General features: G+C 48.6%; 16 protein-coding genes and 1 pseudogene. All 17 read left to right on the top strand.

The features are described from left to right. Positions 1–4: 4 nt before the first annotated feature. The 17 genes and pseudogenes from ODZ53_RS18685 (at position 5) to ODZ53_RS18605 (ending at position 20,140) form a co-directional block, all read left to right on the top strand. Positions 5–916, top strand: coding sequence for an oxamate carbamoyltransferase subunit AllH family protein (locus tag ODZ53_RS18685; RefSeq protein WP_372679048.1), 912 nt, complete (start codon positions 5–7; stop codon positions 914–916). Next, the gene (gene fdrA, locus ODZ53_RS18680) at positions 898–2,442 is read left to right on the top strand and encodes an acyl-CoA synthetase FdrA (protein WP_372679046.1); all 1,545 of its coding nucleotides are present in this window, start codon (positions 898–900) and stop codon (positions 2,440–2,442) included. The genes ODZ53_RS18685 and fdrA overlap by 19 nt, the downstream gene beginning before the upstream one ends. A 2-nt stretch (positions 2,443–2,444) precedes the next feature. Further along, positions 2,445–3,872 carry a YlbE family protein gene (locus ODZ53_RS18675; RefSeq protein WP_142498625.1) on the top strand — a complete coding sequence of 476 codons (1,428 nt, stop codon included), beginning with the start codon at positions 2,445–2,447 and terminating at the stop codon, positions 3,870–3,872. Positions 3,873–3,950: 78 nt separating this feature from the next. Beyond that, positions 3,951–5,432 (top strand): cytosine permease, encoded by a 1,482-nt coding sequence (locus ODZ53_RS18670; protein ID WP_372679146.1) that lies wholly within the window; start codon positions 3,951–3,953, stop codon positions 5,430–5,432. Positions 5,433–5,450: 18 nt separating this feature from the next. Next, positions 5,451–6,401: a carbamate kinase gene (gene arcC / locus ODZ53_RS18665; RefSeq protein WP_372679043.1), complete on the top strand. Its 951-nt coding sequence runs from the start codon at positions 5,451–5,453 to the stop codon at positions 6,399–6,401. A 27-nt stretch (positions 6,402–6,428) separates the two neighbouring features. After that, on the top strand, positions 6,429–6,881 hold the full coding sequence (locus ODZ53_RS18660; protein ID WP_372679041.1) for a nucleoside deaminase: 453 nt from the start codon (positions 6,429–6,431) through the stop codon (positions 6,879–6,881). Positions 6,882–7,434: 553 nt separating this feature from the next. Further along, entirely contained in the window at positions 7,435–8,892 is a 1,458-nt protein-coding gene (locus ODZ53_RS18655) for a YcdB/YcdC domain-containing protein (protein WP_372679039.1), read from the top strand. A gap of 477 nt (positions 8,893–9,369) precedes the next feature. After that, positions 9,370–10,401 carry a Cfr family 23S rRNA (adenine(2503)-C(8))-methyltransferase gene (locus ODZ53_RS18650; RefSeq protein WP_372679037.1) on the top strand — a complete coding sequence of 344 codons (1,032 nt, stop codon included), beginning with the start codon at positions 9,370–9,372 and terminating at the stop codon, positions 10,399–10,401. A gap of 145 nt (positions 10,402–10,546) precedes the next feature. After that, positions 10,547–11,434 carry a sugar nucleotide-binding protein gene (locus tag ODZ53_RS18645; protein ID WP_372679035.1) on the top strand — a complete coding sequence of 296 codons (888 nt, stop codon included), beginning with the start codon at positions 10,547–10,549 and terminating at the stop codon, positions 11,432–11,434. 6 nt (positions 11,435–11,440) lie between these two features. Next, positions 11,441–12,133 carry an aspartate/glutamate racemase family protein gene (locus ODZ53_RS18640; protein ID WP_372679033.1) on the top strand — a complete coding sequence of 231 codons (693 nt, stop codon included), beginning with the start codon at positions 11,441–11,443 and terminating at the stop codon, positions 12,131–12,133. Positions 12,134–12,357: 224 nt separating this feature from the next. Next, a complete protein-coding gene (locus ODZ53_RS18635; RefSeq protein WP_372679031.1) occupies positions 12,358–13,434 on the top strand; it encodes a putative 2-aminoethylphosphonate ABC transporter substrate-binding protein in 1,077 nt (358 codons plus the stop codon). Between the two features lie 17 nt (positions 13,435–13,451). Next, positions 13,452–14,501: a putative 2-aminoethylphosphonate ABC transporter ATP-binding protein gene (locus ODZ53_RS18630; RefSeq protein WP_173606949.1), complete on the top strand. Its 1,050-nt coding sequence runs from the start codon at positions 13,452–13,454 to the stop codon at positions 14,499–14,501. 5 nt (positions 14,502–14,506) lie between these two features. Next, positions 14,507–16,216, top strand: coding sequence for a putative 2-aminoethylphosphonate ABC transporter permease subunit (locus tag ODZ53_RS18625; protein ID WP_372679029.1), 1,710 nt, complete (start codon positions 14,507–14,509; stop codon positions 16,214–16,216). Between the two features lie 2 nt (positions 16,217–16,218). Further along, entirely contained in the window at positions 16,219–17,013 is a 795-nt protein-coding gene (phnX, locus tag ODZ53_RS18620; protein ID WP_372679027.1) for a phosphonoacetaldehyde hydrolase, read from the top strand. Next, positions 17,010–18,128, top strand: coding sequence for a 2-aminoethylphosphonate--pyruvate transaminase (gene phnW / locus ODZ53_RS18615; protein ID WP_372679025.1), 1,119 nt, complete (start codon positions 17,010–17,012; stop codon positions 18,126–18,128). The genes phnX and phnW overlap by 4 nt, the downstream gene beginning before the upstream one ends. Before the next feature lie 18 nt (positions 18,129–18,146). Continuing rightward, a pseudogene (locus ODZ53_RS18610) lies at positions 18,147–19,326 on the top strand (saccharopine dehydrogenase family protein). Positions 19,327–19,351: 25 nt separating this feature from the next. After that, positions 19,352–20,140 (top strand): DeoR/GlpR family DNA-binding transcription regulator, encoded by a 789-nt coding sequence (locus ODZ53_RS18605; RefSeq protein WP_372679023.1) that lies wholly within the window; start codon positions 19,352–19,354, stop codon positions 20,138–20,140. Positions 20,141–20,153: the final 13 nt, after the last annotated feature.

Below are 20,153 nucleotides of genomic sequence, written 5' to 3'. Positions count from 1 at the left end.
TCCCATGTACATCCAGGCGTTGTCTGGCGATGCTGGTTTCCTTGAGCGTTTGGCACGAGCAAACTTTAGCGGGACCGTACACAGTACTTTTGAGCGCACGATCAATCTGAAATGCAGCGAAAACGGGGAATTGTACACCATTGGCAACCATCAGCTAGACAATGCACCGAATACGCTCATTATTGATGTAAAAGGCTTTTCAGAGCTGGGGCTGCCCGTTAATACTCCGGTCACTACGGAAGATGGCACGCTCGTTATCGGATCGGATTTGCGAATATGGACTCAGCAAGCAGCAAAGTGGGAAGGGGTCCTTCCTTCCTATCCTTGTGATATAGAAGCCGTAGAAGTATTGCGCCGAAATGTGGCGTTCACGAAAAACTACGTAGACGAATACGGCAAGACGGGGGGCATGAAGATGTCCTCCCAACCTGCCAGTCCGTTTGAGAAAGAGATGTCCCGTATGCTAATCCAGCGTGCAGGTATGCTTTCCAACGATCTGGCGAACAAACGCATAGAGTCAGCTACTCAGCATGCGATAAGTCTTATCGGACTGGGGCCGGGGTTAACACCATCGGGTGACGATTTTTTAGTGGGATTGTGCAGTGTATACAAAATGCAAAACATTTCCTCTTGTTTGTCATGCCCATTTTTCGATGAAATCGTCCGTTCGTCCCAAGCATTAACGAACGAAATCAGTGCGATCACGCTGAAAAAAGCAGCCCATGGACAAGTAAGAGAGTCGCTAAATGACCTGCTTTCATGCATGATATCCGGCTCCTTGGAAGAGCTTGTCCCTGCTTTAGACAAAATCATCAGGATCGGCTCGTCGTCGGGTACGGATATCCTGCTTGGCATCCTATGTGGTTTGGAACGAAATCTAGAAGCTGGAGGTAATGTATGTCTACCAAAGTCGTAATCAAGCAAAGCACGTATTTTGACTCGGTATCCCTGATGTCTCTCTCTACAAAAGCGAATCAAATTGAAGGTGTCGAACAAGCGGTTATCGCGATGGGCACCGACATGAATAAAGAGGTATTGAAGAACGTCGGTTTGCTCACACCTGAGCTAGAAGCAGCGAAAACGAGCGACTTGATGATCGTGGTGAAGGCAGCGACAGACGAGCTGTGCGAGAGTGCTCTCATTGCCATCGAAGAGCTGTTCAAGAAAAAAGGCGGCAGCAAATCTGCAACGGAGATCAAATACTCCACGATTGATTCTGCGGCAGCCAGCATTCCAGAGGCAAACCTCGCTGTCATCTCGGTAAACGGTGCATTCGCAGCGAGAGAAGCGAGAAAAGCATTGGAAAACGATCTGCATGTCATGCTGTTCAGCGATAACGTGAGCATCGAGGAAGAAATCGCCCTCAAGCAATTCGCGCATGAAAAAGGCCTGTTGATGATGGGGCCTGACTGCGGTACAGCGATTATCGGCAATGTGGCACTGTGCTTCGGAAATGCTGTGAGAAAAGGCAACATCGGGATCGTAGGTGCATCTGGTACAGGCAGCCAAGAGGTGAGCGTGCGTATTCACGACTTCGGCGGCGGCATCACGCAGTTGATCGGTACAGGCGGTCGCGACCTCTCCGAGCAAGTCGGTGGCATCATGATGCTCGACGGAATCAAAGCGCTGGAAGAGGATGAGGCGACAAAGGTCATCGTACTCATTTCCAAGCCACCAGCACCAAGTGTACAGGAAAAAGTGTTGGCGCAAGTGAAAAGCTGCAAAAAACCTGTGGTTGTGTATTTCATTGGTGGAGAAGAAACGCCAGTTCTGGAAGCAGGCGGACATTTTGCCAAGACGAGCAAGGAAGCAGCCATCAAAGCAGTTGTTCTGGCAGGTGCCAACGAAGACGAGCTTAACAAGCGCGCACTCAACTGGCCGCTGATTGAAGAAGTGCGGGAAAAGCTGACACCAGAACAAAAGTACGTTCGCGGGCTGTTCTGCGGCGGTACGCTGTGCGACGAAGCCATGTACCTCGCGATGGACAAGTATGAAGACGTATACAGCAACATTCAAAAGAAAGCAGACTACAAGCTGAAAAACATCCATGAGAGCAAGGCTCACACTTTCCTCGACATGGGCGATGACGACTTTACAAATGGCAAGCCGCACCCAATGATTGATCCTTCCACGCGCATCGCGAGATTTTTGGAGGAAGCAAAAGATCCTTCCGTCGGCGTCATTCTGATGGACTTTATCTTGGGCTTCGGTTCCCACGAAGATCCTGTCGGCGTGATGCTGCCAGCGATTATGGAAGCAAAAGCGAATGCTGCCAAGGAAGGCAGACACCTGGAAATACTGGGCTACGTGCTGGGTACAGACCTCGATACACCGAACTTTGATGAGCAAGTGAAGAAGCTGATGGATGCGGGTGTAACGATTGCGAGCAGCAGTACGAACGCAGGTCTTCTGGCTAGAGAATTTGTTGCGAAAGGGGAATAATCATGAGCAAAATCAACGAGCTGTTTAACGGGAAAATTCATGCGATCAACGTAGGGATCGAGTTTTTCAAAGACGATATCATCAAGCAAAATGCGAACGCGTCTCATCTGGATTGGAAGCCACCAGGCGGCGGAAAGCCTGAGCTGATCAACGCCCTCGACAGACTGGAAAATGCAGCTGTCGCCGAGAAAATCGCTGCGGCAAACAAGCTGGCGGTAGAGCGTATCATCAACTCCCAGCCGATGCTCGTAGGCTTCGACCAAGCGATCAATGTGGTACCAGGCATGACCAAAACCACGATTCTGCACGCAGGTCCGCCGATCACTTGGGACAAAATGTGCGGCTCAATGAAAGGTGCTGTAACCGGAGCAATCGTATTCGAGGGCTTGGCAAAAGACATCGAGGAAGCTGAACAGGTAGCTGCTTCCGGCGCAATCACGTTCTCTCCATGCCACGAACACAACTGCGTAGGCTCCATGGCAGGTGTGACATCCGCTTCAATGTTCATGCATGTAGTCAAAAACAAAACGTATGGCAACGTCGCTTACACCAACCTGAGTGAGCAAATGGCTAAAATTTTGCGCATGGGTGCCAACGATGAAAGTGTTATCGCTCGCCTAAACTGGATGCGCGATGTATTGGGACCAATGCTGCGTGACGCAATGAAAATCGCTGGCGAAATCGATCTTCGTCTCATGCTGGCGCAAGCGCTGCACATGGGTGACGAATGCCACAACCGCAACAACGCAGGTACGAGCCTGTTGATTCAAGCGCTGACTCCGTACATTTTGGAGACAGATTTCACAAAAGAACAGAAGCGCGAAGTATTCGACTTCGTCGCAAGCAGCGATTACTTCTCTGGCCCGACATGGATGGCTCTGTGCAAATGCGCACTTGACGCAGCGCACGGCATTGAGAATAGCACGATTGTCACCACGATGGCGCGTAATGGCGTTGAGTTCGGTATCCGTGTAAGCGGTATGGCTGGAAACACCTGGTTTACTGGGCCAGCACAAAAGGTAATCGGTCCGATGTTTGCAGGCTACAAGCCAGAGGATTCCGGCTTGGATATCGGGGACAGTGCGATCACCGAAACATACGGGATTGGTGGCTTCGCGATGGCGGCAGCTCCAGCGATTGTTGCACTCGTAGGCGGAACGGTTGAAGAAGCGATCGGCTTCTCCACCACGATGAAAGAAATCACGACAGCAGAAAATCCAAACGTCACGATTCCACTCCTGGACTTCCAAGGTGTCGCAACAGGAATCGATATTCGTCAGGTGATCCAAACCGGCATCCTGCCGATTATCAACACCGCTATCGCGCATAAAGACGCAGGTATCGGCATGATCGGTGCGGGTATTACATATCCGCCAATGGAAGCTTTTGAAAAGGCATTGCTCGCAGTGACGGAAACGATTAGCCAATAGCTTTTCATCCTAGGTGACTCAGCTTTCGCAGCAAAAGAAGGTTGCGAAAGCTGGGTCGAATGAGGAAGGTGAATGAACATGGGACAGGCAAACGTAAAGGAATCATATGAAGAATTCAAGTCCTATGGATACGCGGACGATATTTTGCCAAAGACTTCCGAAAATCGAGATTGGGGCACCTTTAACTACGTAACCGTATGGATGGGTGCTGTGCATAATCTCATGTCGTACATGACGGTAGCCGGATTCTTTGTCCTCGGATTATCCGTTCCGCAAGTCTTGTGGGCAGTCATGATTGCTGCCTTGATTGTTTCGGCAGGCTATGTGTTGAATGGCTATGCAGGACAGAAATACGGGATTGGCTATTCGATGCTGCTGCGAAGCTCCTTTGGTGTAAAAGGCTCGATCATTCCTGCTATATGTCGCGGGCTTATCGCTGGGGTCGTGTTTTTTGGGACAAAAACAATTATTGGCGCACAATCCTTTAATGTCATTTTTGAGAAAATATTCCCTGGCTATAAGAGTATGGTTCCAGGCTTTGATTTTCTCGGGTTAGATTTCCCGACCATGCTTTCTTATGTGATCCTCTGGGTCATTACAGTTGGATTGTTTTTAGGTGGAATGAAAATTCTCAGTCTGTTTAGTAAATGGTCTTCACCGATCATCTATATTTTCATCGTAGGTGCAGCGATTTGGGCGATCAGCGTTGCTGGCGGATTTGGTCCAATCTTTGCTTATGCTCCTGCCAAACCGATGGAGAATTGGCTTGTATTTATCGCATGTGTAAGTGCATTGGTATCGAACTGGGGTGGCCCGATTGTAAATATCGCAGACCTTACGCAAAGGGCAAAACACCCGAAAGCTCCGATGATTGGTCTGCCGCTTGGAATGATTGCATCCTACATCTTGTTTGGAATTACGTGTGTAGGATTGTTGGTTGGGACGCAAATCGCGTTTGGCATCAAAGACTTTAATGTAGTCGTTGCCATTGATCAAATTGGGAATCCTGTTGCCGTCATTATCTTGTTGCTGGCACTGAATATAGGTTCGACGAGCTATGTTGTGTTTGGAAATTTGCTTCCATCTGGTCTGCAAATGACAGCGCTTCTTCCGAAAATGTTTACAGTCAAATCAGCAGCTATTTTGACAGCTGTATTGGGGACTGTCATTTTACCTTGGAAGCTGGTTAATGGTACGGCGGCGCTGTATATGTTCTATAGCTTTATCGGCTCCATGTACGGTCCGATTACGGGGATCATGCTAGTCAGTTTCTTCATTGAAAGAAAAAGAAGGCTAGATTTATCTGCAATCTACGTAAAACCGGGTGAAAACGGAGAATACAAAAACGGCTTTAATATGGTGGCATGCGGCGTATTGATAGTCAGCTTCTTGATTACGCTATCCGGCTCTTTCCTGCCAAATGTGCCACTATTGGCAAACATCAGCAAGTCAGCATTCCTTAGCGGGTTGATCATATCCGGCGTTCTATATGCGCTGTGCTATAAATGGAACAAACCAAGTACGATCACGCAGAGTGAAACAGCTGCAAAAGCATCTTAACAAAGGGAGAAGTGCCCAGTGGAAAAACTCGTTATTGTTGCTATCGGCGGCAACTCATTAGTTAAGGATAATGGTCGCAACACGATTCAAGACCAATATGAAGCCGTATGTGAAACCGCAGTAAATATAGCAGATATGGTGCAGGAAGGGTACAGCGTTGTCGTTACTCACGGCAACGGACCCCAGGTTGGATTTGCTTTGCAACGATGCGAAATCGCCAATGAAGTGTCCGGGATGCCTACGATCCCGCTGGTCAATTGCGTGGCGGATACGCAGGGCGGAATTGGCTACCAAATCCAGCAGGCACTCACCAACGAATTTGCCAAAAGAGGGATCAACAAAAAGGTTGCTAGCGTCATCACACAGGTAGAAGTTAGCAAGGATGATCCGAACTTCCAAAATCCAACGAAGCCAGTCGGCTCCTTCTTCACGCTGGAGCAAGCGGAAGAGATGCGCAAAGAACATCCGGACTGGGTATTTATCGAGGATTCCGGTCGCGGCTACAGAAGAGTGGTTCCATCCCCTAAGCCAATCGACATCGTGGAAAAAGACGCAATCAAATCGTTGATCGAAGCGGGATATGTGGTAGTCGCTGTTGGCGGCGGTGGTATTCCGGTTGTGAAATCGGGCGAAAATACGTACGATGGGATTGATGCTGTCATCGACAAAGATTTTGCCACCAGCTTACTGGCAGAACAAATCGAGGCACAGACCTTGATCATTACGACAGGTGTTCCGCAGGTATGCATTAACTTCGGCAAGCCGAATCAAAAAGCGCTGGAACGCATCACGGTAGAGGAAACGAAGCAATACGTTCGTGAAGAGCATTTCGCAAAAGGCAGCATGCTGCCAAAGATTGAGGCCAGCCTGAGCTTTTTGGAGAAAAACGGGTCAAGCGTGATCATTACGAACCCGGAGAGCTTAAAGGATGCGATTACGAACAAAGCAGGGACACACATCGTAAAATAAAGGCCTCTTAAGGGAGGATGCAAGTCTATGGATTACATGAAGCTGGCAGTGGAAAAAACGATGGAAGGCATGAACAACAAGCTAGGTGGACCTTTTGGAGCGGCTGTCGTGAAAGGGGACGAAATCATCGCAGTATGCAGCAATCGCATGTTGGCAGATATGGACCCGTCCCAGCACGCAGAGATGGTAGCCATTCGCGAAGCGTGCAAGGCGCTCGGTACGATGGACCTGACAGGCTGCGAAATTTACGCGACATGCGAGCCTTGCCCGATGTGCGTAGGTGCTATCATTTGGTCCGGCATCAAGGTTGTTCATTACTGCTCAACTGCGGAGGATGCGCATGAGCATGGTTTTTCGGATAAGCATCTACGCGACTATTTTTCCGGTAAGGATCAGAGTGTTTTGAACATGATCAAGGTGGAGAAGCGTGAGGACTGTGATCAGTTGTTTGCGTACTATCATCGGCTGAACAAAGACTGAATAGCAGACAAGAAATACTGGATGTTCGGAGCATGAAAAAAGGGCCTTATAAGGGCCCTTTTTCTGCGTATAGGAATTTATAAGTTTGGTGTGTGCGAAAGCCCGTATCCTTTCGATAGGCGGTTATTCGTTCTGAGATAACGGTTGTGACATCTTGAAAGAACAATCACAATGACTATTCTACGTTTTATCAGGTACCGATGAACCAATAAAGCTGGTGAGAAGAAAAAGCATAGAGCTCGTAGACCTTGACAACGCCTACCCAGTCGGAACTTCCAAAAGGGGACCAGCTTGTCGAACACTTCTTCCTTGAGAAACTTCCGCCCGTAGGGTGGCTTTGGCTCGACGGTCCCCTTTTGGAAGTGGAGACGGACACACAATCCCCCAGCTGGCGTGTCAGAGTCGAAGAGAACTGTGCTTTTTCTTCTCCTCCACTATGTTGACTCAAACCAAATTTTCTTGTGAGATATGTTCTCTTATCATGTGACAATAATTTCCAAATATCGTCTTATTGTGTGAGCTTCAACGTCAAGAAAAGATGGAGGATACACGTATGACCTCGACCTCTCAAAGGCGTTATCCTGTACTGGCAAGTAGCGCACTCCTAACAGCCACACTGCTCCTGTCACCAGCCTCGGGCATAGTTATGGCAAATCAGACAGGGAACCAACAAGCAGCAGCTCACCTTCAGGAAAATCAGTTAAGCGAAAAGGCAAAACGAACGGAGCAAAAGCTGCAAATGCTCTTCCCAGCGCTCGATGACACATCAAGACAAATTACCTTGGAAACGAAAGACCAGCCTGTGTACAAAATCCGTTATGAAAAAAATAATGAATTCTTTGCCAGAGCCGATATCCATGCAGAAACCGGGAATCTGCTTACGTTTTATTGGGATAGCAAGGTTCAGGATTTTGAAAATCCTGATGACAAGCTGGCCTATAAGAGCGCCGATACCTTCATGGAGGGGTGGATCGGTGAACTGCGCAGCCTGTACAAGGTAACGCGGGCTCCTGCAGGCGATGTCATCTATAACCGCTATGTAAATGGCATCGAGGTAGTTGGCGATGAGTTTCGGTTGTTAGTAAACAGTGCTGGACAAGTAACCAACGTTTCGGCAGAAGATAACACGCTGACAAACATCAATCCAGCTGACTTCCTCCCCCCAGCCCAAGCGATGAAGAAAGATCAGCTCAGTCACTTTATCGCACCCCGCCTGCAACTTATGTACACCCATGACGAAAATCAGACCGATCTCGTCTACTCCTCTGTAGACTCCGGTTATATAGACGCAGTAACAGGAGCTAAGCTGCTCACTATTCGGCAATACGGAAACTGGAGGTGGAAACCAATCTCCCTCACGCCCGGTGGAAAGGTATTAAAGGTCACGAATGAGCAGGAGGCAGTGCGGATTTACGAAAGCGAGTTTGGTATGAGCTTGAAGGGTAGTACCTTAAACGGCTTCCATAACGAGATGGAGAGTATCTATTTTTCCCCTGATGAAAAGGAGTTATTAGTTGCGAAGGATGGTGATGTGATCGGATTTACAAGTTATTCGAACGTCCCACCCCAAAAAGGGAAGGCAACATTGTCGGAAAAGCAGGTTCTTGAGAAAGCTGTTCAGTTCATGCAACCATATCTCAAACAGGAAGAAAAGGAGTTCTACTACATATTGAATACTGATGAGGAGAATCCAAATAAATATGAAGTAAAGTTTGTGCCATCTGTTGAGGGACTACCGCTTGTATACGGACGATGCATTGTTATTAGGGTGAATGGATTCACAGGGAAAATCATCGGGTACTTTCAAGTGCTCGACCAAAAGCCCGCCAAGCTCCCGGATAAGAGGAAGGCTATCTCCATAGATGCAGCAGCCAAGGCCCTGCTGGCGAAACCCACTGAACTGCGATACATCTACCCATTTATTAATGGTGAGAAGTTAGCCAAACCGGTTCTTGTCTATTCAATTAATGTTAACGATATCAATGCCCTGACAGGTAAGGTCGAAGAGTAGGACTCAAGGATGTTGTCATGCAGGAACTGGTATGTTAAAATCGTGCTGACAATTAACGATAGGAGATGAAGAGGATAATGTAATCTTTCTTGCCACTTTTTTAAAGAATAAAGCAGCATTTGTCTTATTCTTTATTGGCAAGATCGTTACCTTATTCTTTTCACTCAGAAAATATATCCTTTTTATACCCTGAGATGGGTTGGATGTGCCGTATTTTTTGAGCTACAGGAAAGGTAACTTTCTTGTAGCTCTTTTTTTATTCTGACAAGAGATAAACCATTTCAGGAGGATGAAAGCGATGGAGATTGAGGTTGTAGATGATTATGTGAATCGGTTCCTATTGTGTGAAGCGGTTCACAAAAAAACAAATCGGTTGCCGGAGATTTACCAATTTATCGACAGATGCACGTAGATGAATGTATCATAGCGCCAATTGACGGTTGCTTTATATGGTTTCTCCGGCGATAAGGAGAAGACATGAAACTAACCTCGAAATATGAAACGATTCGGCGAATATTGTCCGAATGCAAGCAGCCTGAGTATCGGTATGCTCAGATTATGGACGCCATTTTCAAGCAAAACATCGGCGAATACGAACGGATGACCATCCTACCCAAATTTTTGCGCGACGAGTTGAATCGGATACTTGGACCGAACGTTTGCAGTATCGCTCCGGTAAAGGAGCTCACGTCGAAACAGGTTAGCAAGGTGCTGTTTGCGATTCCGGGCGACGAACAGGTGGAGGCCGTACGACTTACTTATGAGCGGGGGTGGAAATCGTATTGTATTTCCACACAGTGCGGCTGCGGGTTCAGGTGCAAGTTTTGTGCTACCGGTACCATTGGTCTGAAACGAAATCTGACCGCCGACGAAATTACCGACCAATTGCTGTACTTTCGTTTGAACGGCCACTCTTTGGACAGCATCTCATTCATGGGCATGGGGGAGGCGCTCGCCAACCCGCATATTTTTGAGGCTATGACGATATTGACCGACCCGTATCTCTTCGGTTTAGGACATCGACGAATTACGATTTCCACGATAGGCCTGTTGCCGGGGATCGACAAGCTGACTCGGGAGTTTCCCCAGGTCAATCTAACCTTCTCGCTGCATTCACCGTTCGACGATCAGCGAAGCGAGCTGATGCCGATCAACGACCGATTCCCAGTCCGCGACGTACTGATAGCATTGGATCGTCACATCAGGGAAACAGGGAGAAAGGTATATATTGCGTATATTCTTCTTCGTGAAGTAAACGACTCGACAGCACATGCGGAAGCAGTTGCCGAGTTGCTAAGGGGAAGGGGATCTTGGGAACATCTCTACCACGTTAACCTGATTCCATTCAATTCGACCGAAGTTACGCCAGATAGCTATCGGCAATCTGATCCTTCTCAGATTAAAGCGTTTGTTCGGATCTTGAAGTCAAAGGGGATAAGCGTTACGGTTCGAACTCAATTCGGATCGGACATAAACGCGGCATGCGGCCAGCTATACCGTTCTGAATAATCGATGTCGGAAATTAAAATGTATTACGACGGACGTAGCGGGTCTACAACAGACCCCAATGGGCTATTTATGCGTCGCTCTAGATGGGAGATAGTGGTATATTAGATCATAATCGAATTGGTAAGTGATGAAGGGGGGACATGCCATGGAGAAACGCCGGGTATTGTTGATGGGGGCTAGCGGCTACTTGGGAAGTCAAATCTATCAGGAGCTTTTGCGAGATAATGCCATTGATCTGATAGGTACATGCTTTTCTGCACAAGCTGTCCATCAATTGCTTCGGGTCGATGTGACTGACACCCCTTCTTTTTCAGCGATACTGCAAAAGTATTCACCGCATGTTGTCATTTGGGCGTTGATGAGTGCAACAGATGAACGAGAGCTAATAGAAAAAGGCTTGGATGTTCTGCTTTCTCAGCTACCGGAAAAGAGCAAATTGATCTTCATCTCCACAGACGGAATCTTTGGAAGAGGTACGGGCTCTTATCGGGAAGAAGATCAGCCCGAGCCATTAGATGAGAGAAATTCGTTAGCTGCTTATTCAAATGCCAAAATACATGGGGAAGCTACAATTCGCCAGCGGCATCCCAATCATGTCATCGTGCGAGTGGGTCCGATCTATGGTCGCAATGCGGTTGGGCAATGGGATAAACGCGTCGCTTCGATGTGTGCAGATCTGGAAGCTGGGAGAGAAATAAGCCGGTCAGGTAATTTGTACAAGTCGTTTGTCCATGTGGAAGACGTGGGGAATGCCATCCACGAATTGCTGCATGGTCCTTACCTTGGAACCCTACATCTAGGCCCAACAGAGAAAGAGAGTTATTATTCTTTTTACAAAAAGATGGCTCTAGCATTAGGGTTGAATGCTGATGGTGTAAAAGAAACCTTGTTAACAGAAACGGAAGCGCTGGAAAGAGTGATTCCGTTGGATACTTCGTTGCGGACAAAAAAGGCGCAAGAACTGCTACGGACCCGTTTTCGTCAGGCGGGATGGGAAAACGCAAATAGCAACGCAACCGACAAAGGAGAGTAGAGAACAATGAAAACAATCGGATTAATTGGCGGCATGAGCTGGGAGTCCTCCTTGGTCTACTACCGTTTGATCAATGAAACCGTCAAGGAGCGGCTGGGCGGTTTGCATTCGGCAAAAAGCATCCTGTATTCCGTTGATTTTGCCGAGATCGAAGAAATGCAACGAGAAGGACGATGGGAAGAAGCCGGCGAGCGGATGGCGCTTGCGGCGAAAAGTCTCGAAGCGGCAGGAGCCGACCTGATTGTTCTCTGCACAAATACGATGCACAAGCTGGCGTATGCTATCGAGGAAGCGACCAGTTTGCCTTTTCTTCATATCGCGGATGCGACAGCGCAAGAGATCACGAACCATGGACATAAACGAGTAGCACTGCTTGCGACGCGATTTACGATGGAGCAGGATTTTTATACAGGGCGTCTGCGTGATGTTCATGGATTAGAGGTACTGCTACCGGATGAACAAGAGCGAACACTCGTACATGAGATTATTTACAATGAGCTGTGTGTCGGGAGCATTCGCGAAGAATCCAAAAGTACCTACCAGGCGATCATTGAGCGATTGGTCAAGGAAGGTGCTGAGGCAGTCATCCTCGGTTGCACGGAAATCGGTCTATTGATCACAGCCCAAGATTGCACGGTCCCAGTCTTTGATACGACTGCGATTCATGCAGAGGCAGCTGTGGAAGCTGCTTTGCGGTAGATCAAAGGCAAAAAATAAAAGACTGAGTTCATTCCATTTGCTACTAGAATGGATGACTCAGTCTTTTTTTTGTGCAAATGTATTTTATGAAACCAATAAATCACAACTAAAAACACATAAAAACAATCAATTTACGTTGCGTTCATATCTGCTTAATATTTTCCCCGTAAGATTGGTGTCGTAGGAACCAAGAAATGAACATTCCGCAAAGAGGAGAGGTTCTCATGAAGAAATGGCATTATCCTTTACTTGCTTCCGTTCTATCAATCGCGTTTTTAGCAGGATGTGGACAAGCACCAGGGTCACAACCAAACACACAAACTTCCACAAAGGAAAGTACAAACGCCTCAGGTGAGATTACAGTGTATACGGCGCTGGAGGATGACCAGATCAAAACGTATTTGGAATCCTTCAAAGCGAAATATCCAGATGTAAAGGTCAATATCGTCCGCGATTCTACAGGGATCATCACAGCAAAGCTGCTGGCGGAAAAAGATAATCCACAAGCAGACGTCGTATGGGGAACAGCAGCGACAAGCCTGCTTGTACTCGAACAGCAAGGCATGCTCGAAAGCTATTCGCCGAAAGGGATCGAGAAGGTATCTCCGGAGTTTAAGGATTCCAAGGAACCTGCAAGCTGGGTAGGAATCGATGCATGGGAGACTGCGGTCGCGGTCAATACCAAGGAGCTGGAAAAACGCAATTTGCCGATCCCGCGCTCATACGAAGATCTGATCAAGCCGGGGTACAAAGGGCTGATCGTGATGCCGAATCCAGCGTCTTCTGGAACTGGGCTTCTCACCGTCAACGGAATCATGCAATTAAAAGGGGAGAAAGAAGGCTGGGCGTACCTCGACAAGCTGCATGAAAACATGGCGATCTACACGCATTCCGGCTCGAAGCCAGCGAAAATGGCCGCATCGGGCGAGTATCCAATCGGTATTTCCTTTGGCTACCGTTCGATTACTGAGAAGAAAAAAGGCGCACCAGTGGAAGTCGTCTTTCCAACAGAAGGCTCCGGCTGGGATGTAGAGGCGAATGCCTTGATGAAAAAGAGTCAAATCAAGCCGGAATCCAAGCTGTTCTTGGACTGGGCAATCTCGGATGAAGTCATGAAAGCTTATAACCAGAACTTCGCCATCGTCAGTGTCAAGCAAGAAGGCGCGACACTCCCGGAAGGCTACGCAGTAGATCCGATCAAGCAATTAATCAAGCTCGATCTGAATCAAGCCGCAAAAAATCGCGACAACGTCTTGGCAGAGTGGCAAAAACGATACGCGACCAAGAGTGAACCCAAGTAAGCAGTGAGGAGAACAGCATGACACAATCCTATCTATCCATTCAAGGGGTCAGTAAGCGCTTTGGTTTGTTTGCCGCATTGGAGCACATTTCCATCGAAATTGACAAGAATGAATTTGTTTGTCTGCTCGGTCCCAGTGGCTGCGGTAAAACGACATTACTGAGAATGCTGGCTGGATTGGAACAGCCGACAACAGGCAAGATGATTCTGGGAGGCAGGGAGATTACTTCTCTTCCTCCTGCAAAACGAAACATTGCGATGATGTTCCAGTCGTACGCCTTGTTTCCCAATTTGACGGCTGCCGAAAACATTGCCTTTGGCCTGCAAGAAAAGAAGCTAGGGAAAAAAGAGATCGCAGCCAAAGTAGAAGAGGCGCTAGACATGGTTGATTTGTCTCATGCCGCCGCCAAATATCCCAGCCAGCTCTCAGGCGGTCAACAGCAGCGAATTGCCTTGGCGCGAGCGATTGCACTATCGCCGGATATCTTGCTTTTAGACGAACCACTATCCGCATTGGATGCAAAGGTAAGACAAAAGCTGCGCCGGGAGATTCGGCGTTTGCATGAGCAGTACGGCATGACAACAGTAATGGTTACCCATGACCAGGATGAGGCATTGACCATGGCAGACAAGATCGTCGTCATGGATCACGGCGAGGTCGTTCAGGTAGGTACACCCGAGGAGATCTATAACAGACCAGCGACTCCGTTTGTTGCTGATTTTATCGGAGCGATCAACTTTTTTGAGTACAGTCGCTTTGAAAATGCGCAATCTGATCCGAATCGCTTACTTGCGATCAGACCGGAGCATGTGCGGCTTTTGCAGCAAGAATCCGAATGCACCATGCCTGCGACTATTTCCGAAATAGAATTTCGCGGTGCTTTTTACCGAATCTTTTTGGAGTGGCAAGAGGAAGGGCAGAGAAAAAAAGAGCTTCTGACAATCGATTTAATAGCGGCCGAGGCACAAAGACTTGGAATTGCCCGAGGCAAAAAGATGTGGCTGGAGTTTCCGCTAGAGAATTTGCTGACATTTGAGCATGCGCCAACCATAGAGGAACAGGAGTGAGCAGCATGAAGGAAATGACATCGATCTTCGATGGAAAAGCCATGCAAAAGTGGCTCATCGGCCTTGTCGTTCTTGGATTGTCAGCGAGTGTCCTGTTGCCACTTGGCCAGCTGTTTTCCAAAGCATTTTATAACAAGAACGGTCAGTTCATCGGCTTGGACAATTTCGTTACGTACTTTTCCACCCCAGCACTGGCAGGGTCGCTGAATAACACCCTGTATATTTCTGGGATGACCACGCTGATTGCAGTCACACTTGCTTTTTTATTCGCGTATGCCTTGACGCGCAGCGCGATTCGCGGAAAACGAGTCTTTCGGGCGATCGTGCTGCTGCCGCTGTTTGCGCCCACGATGATGCACGGAATCGCCCTGACCTACCTCTTTGGGAATCAAGGGCTGGTGACGACCGGGATCTTCGGATTGCTTCCGTTTCAATGGGACATCGATCTGTACGGCCCAGTTGGGATTGTTTTGGCGGAGATCGTCTATGTTTTCCCACAAGCGTATTTGATTCTCGCTGTTTCCCTTGCTTTTGCCGACTATCAATTGTACGAAGCGGCGGATACGCTCGGAGCGAACCATTTGCGCAAGTTTTTTGTAGTGACGATTCCCAGCGTGAAATACGGTATCGTCAGCGCCTGCTTTGTCTGTTTTACTCTCTCGTTTACTGACTTCGGAGCACCAAAGGTTGTCGGCGGACAGTTTTCCGTACTGGCAACAGACGTCTACAAGCAGGTCATCGGTCAGCAAAATATGACGATGGGCGCAACGGTTGGGCTGCTATTGATCATTCCTGCTCTCGTAGCGTTTGTCGTGGACCGGATTGTTGAGCGAAAGCAGCATGCGGCTGTAACAGCCAAGTCCAAACCGTATCGAATCAAGGAAAATCGTTTGCGCGACACGTTTTACTTCATTCTTTGTTTGGGCGTCAGCGGATTTTTGCTGCTTCTCATGGCTGCGGTGGTACTAGCTTCTTTCATTAAAGTATGGCCGTACAATCTGACTTTCGGCTTGGATCATTACGACTTTTCCAACGTAGCTGGAGAAGGGATCGAGCCACTGTGGAACAGCATTCTCGTCGCCTTGCTGACGTCAGTGATCGGGACGGCGGTGACGTTTATTACGGCCTACACCATAGAAAAGTCCCAAGTGTGGAAGGGGCTTCGCCAAGCTGGATACTTCCTGTCGATTCTCCCGCTGGCATTGCCGGGGATGGTCATTGGGCTAGCGTACATTTTCTTCTTCAATAATCCGGCGAATCCATTTCACGGTATGTACGGAACGATCTGGATTTTGATTTTGGCGAACGTTATTCATTTTTTCGCAGTTGGTTTTATTACAGCAACGAGCGCATTGAAAAAGCTCGATCCCGAGTTCGAGCAGGCGGCAGAATCCATGGGGATCTCGCAGACAAAGCTACTGTGGCGCGTCACGATTCCCGTTTGTATGCCAGCAATTGTCGAGATGGCGGTGTACTTTTTCATCAACTCGATGGTGACGATCTCGGCGGTTGTTTTTCTGTACGCAGCCGATTTCAAATTGGCATCTGTCTCCATCGTGAACATGGATGACGCCGGGGATGTGGCTCCGGCAGCAGCGATGTCAGTATTGATTGTCTTCCTCAACATCCTCGCACGTGCTGGTGCAGAATGGATCGCATCCAAACTTCGCAAACGGACAACAGGGTCCTACCAAGAGAAAGGTCAGGTGGCATAAGCATGAAAGCAGTAGTATTTGATTGGGCAGGAACGATGGTAGATTACGGATGTTTCGCTCCTTTAGCTGTCTTTTTACAGGTGTTCAAAAAACGGGGAATCGAGCTGACAGCAGCAGAAGCACGCGAACCGATGGGGATGCTCAAGCGCGATCATATCCAGGCGCTTTGCAAAATGGAGCGGGTAGCGGCGCTATGGCATGAGCGTTACGGTAGACTTCCGAATGAAGCGGATGTGGACGAATTGTACGCTGACTTCGAACCGATGCTGATGGCTACGTTGCACGAGTATGCTACTCCTGTTCCGGGAGCAATGGAATTGGTAGGACGTCTGCGTGAGCAAGGCATCAAAATCGGCTCGACCACAGGCTACACAAGAGAAATGATGAATGTGGTAGCAGCATCGGCTAAACAACAGGGCTACGAGCCGGACGTACTGATCACCCCAAGTGAAGTGCCTGCTGGACGTCCATATCCATGGATGTGCTATCAAAATGCGATCCTTCTGGACGTATATCCAATGAACGAGATAGTCAAGGTCGGTGATACGACGAGCGATATGAGAGAAGGCAGAAACGCCGGAATGTGGACCGTTGGCGTTCTGAAGGGTGGAAGCGAGCTCGGTCTGTCCTTGGAGGAAGTGACGAGCATGCCACAGGAAGAGCTGGATAAAAAACTGGCTATCGCAACAGAACGACTGATGGCAGCGGGTGCGCACTACGTGATCGAGGAGATCGGATGCTTGGATGAGGTGCTGAAAAAGATCGAGATGCGTCATGCAGAAGGAGAGAGACCATGAATCAGACAAGACCAACCGATAATCCGTACTTGTTGCTCACCCCCGGGCCATTGACCACTTCCCCAACCGTCCGCGAGGCGATGCTGCGGGACTGGTGCACGTGGGATCGTGATTACAATGAACTGGTACAGGCAATCCGCCAAAAGCTCGTCCGATTGGCAACTTCGCAGGTAGAGGATTATACGAGCGTTTTGATTCAAGGCAGCGGGTCCTTTTGTGTGGAAGCGGTGGTGAGCAGTGCGATTCCCGCAGACGGCAAGCTGCTCGTCCTGACGAATGGTGCATACGGTGATCGGATCGTGGAAATGGCACAAATTCATGGAATCCCGGCGGAGGTCATTAATTTTGGCGAAGTGACAAAAGCCGATGCAGAGGCATTGGAGCAGAAACTAGCGGCGGATGCAACGATCACGCATGTGGCTGTCGTGCATTCAGAAACGACTACGGGCATGCTCAATCCCATCAAAGAAATCGGTGAAGTCGTCAAGAAATACGGAAAAGTCTATATCGTAGATGCGATGAGCAGCTTCGGTGGCATTCCAATGGATGCAGCAGAGCTCTCAATCGACTTCCTGATCTCAAGCGCCAACAAATGCATCCAAGGCGTGCCTGGCTTCGGCTTTGTCATTGCCAAAACGTCTGCGCTCATCAACTGCAAAGGGATCGCCCGTACATTGTCCCTCGATTTGTACAGCCAGTGGAAGACGATGGAGGAGCAAAACGGAAAGTGGCGCTATACTTCTCCTACTCATGTCGTGCGAGCCTTTTACCAAGCACTGATAGAGCTTGAGGCAGAGGGCGGAGTGGAAAAACGGTACGAGCGTTACCAGCGAAATCAGCAGTTACTCGCAGAAGGCATGGAGCGCATCGGTTTTCGCATCCTGTTGCCAAAAGAATCGCAATCGCCCTTCATCACTTCCTTTTATTATCCCGAAAGTGAGGCATTCACCTTCGCACAGCTGTATGAGCGGCTAAAGCAGGCAGGCTTCGTCATCTATCCGGGCAAAATCTCGCAAGCGGACACGTTTCGGATTGGCAATATCGGAGAGGTTTACCCAGAGGATATCGAGAGATTAATCACCGCAATGGAAAACAATCGTTTCTGGCTGGAGTAAAGAATAGGAGGCATCGTGATGAAGGTGTTTTGCTTGGGTGGAGCGGGAAATATTTGTCGAGAAGCCGTGCTCGATCTCGTGATGCATTCAGATTTTGAGCAGATCACGATCGGCGATTTTCATGAAGAGGAAGGTCGCAAGGTAGTCGAGTGGCTGAACGATCCACGCGTAGATTTTGTTCCGGTAAATGTACGCGATCATGCGGATACGGTCCAAAAAATGCGCGGTTACGACATCGTTATGGACGGAACCACGATCACACTGAACGGTTTGTCTACTGCTGCGATTGCGGAGGCTGGCTGCCATGGCATCAATTTGAACGGTTTTGGGGAAGAAAACGCATCAGACGCGATCTTCCGTGACCATGGGAAGACCTGCCTACCAGGCTTTGGCATGACACCTGGACTGACCCAAATGATGGCGATGCATGCAGCAAACCAGCTCGATGAGGTCGACGAAGTCCGCGTCAGCCACGGGTCCTTTCGCCCGATTGCCTTTTCCAAATCGATCACAGAGACGACGACCTATGAGTATGATCCAGACTTGCCAGGGCGCGTCGTCTATGAAAATGGGGAATTTATTCAAGTCCCGCCATTTGCTCGCCCACGCGAAATAAAGCTTCCCGAGCCGTATGGAAAAACAATTCAGTACATCATTCCTCATGCAGAAACGAAGACGCTGGCACAGGCTTTGTCTCCAAAAGGGGTAAAGCTGATCGAGGTGCGCGGAACATGGCCGAAGCAAAACATGGCCGAAGCAAAACATGGAGCTAGTCAAAGCCCTCTATGATTATGGCTTTTTACGCAACGACCCCATCACAGTAGGGGAAACAAAGGTGGGAATCCTTGATTGTATCTCCCAATACCTCTACAATTCTAGGGAGGGAAAAGAGACGGAATTATACGGGTATTCGCTTCATGTCGAGGTAACAGGTACCAAGGACGGTCGCAAAGTAGGACACGTCCTGTACCATACACATCCGGCATCTGACGGCTCTGTAGCCGATTGGGCTGGGCTGCGCGCCTATACCCGCAACGTAGGAATCCCACTGGCGATTGCAACTGAGCAGATCGCAAAAGGAAACGTAAAAGCTACTGGTGTCATCACACCAGAAGAAGCATTTGATCCGGCTGTGATTTTTTACGAGCTGGCAAAACGTCAGATTTACATCCATGGAGAGAAAATCGAAATGACGTAAAGTACGATATAGGGGGACATTTGTCGTGTCGTTGTTCGGGGAAGAGCGTAAGCAAATCATTTTGCAGTTGATCAATTCCAATGGCAAGGTGCGGACCAATGAACTGGTAAAAAAGCTGCAAGTCTCGTCTGAGTCGATCCGCAGGTATTTGGAAGAGCTGGAAGCGGAGAAAAAGCTGAAGCGGGTTTATGGCGGGGCAGTAAAGCTGACAGTGGAGCGCTTTGAGCCTTCTCATATTGCTCGTGAAGTCTTGCGAGCGGAAGAAAAGAAACGGATTGGACGGTTGGCAGCAGACTTGGTGCAAGACAGCGATACCATTGTCATCGATGAAGGAACAACGACTCTGAAAATGATCAACTTTCTCGTGACGAAAAAAGATTTGACGATCCTCACTAGCTCGATCACGGCGCTGAATCGATTAATCGAGTACCAAAACAATGGAATGCTTGCGGCAGACATTTACTTCCTGGGTGGGAAAGTGAGTGCCAAGCATCATCGGGTAAGCGGGACCTATGCAGAGAAGATGATGAAACAATTTTATGTAGACAAGGCGTTTATCGCGGCAGACGGCATCTTGCTCCATAAAGGCTTGACCTGCTATGAGCCGGATCGAACGGAACTCGCCCGTTGTTTCATCGAAAATGCTAATGAAAGCATTGTGCTAGCGGACCACTCCAAGATCGGGGTCAGCACATTGTGCAAGATCGCAGACTTGGGAGAGGTCGATATCGTGGTCAGCGATATGGCAGCACCAGCAGAATGGAATAAAGAACTCCAAGCAAAAAATGTAGCATGGATGGTAGCAGAGGAGTAGTAGCAAACAGGCC

Origin of the sequence: Brevibacillus sp. BD137 (assembly GCF_041644655.1) — a bacterium.
GTDB classification, from domain to species: domain Bacteria; phylum Bacillota; class Bacilli; order Brevibacillales; family Brevibacillaceae; genus Brevibacillus; species Brevibacillus brevis_D.
Note: the sequence above shows the minus strand (reverse complement) of the source record. Positions and strands in the feature narration are given on the sequence as shown.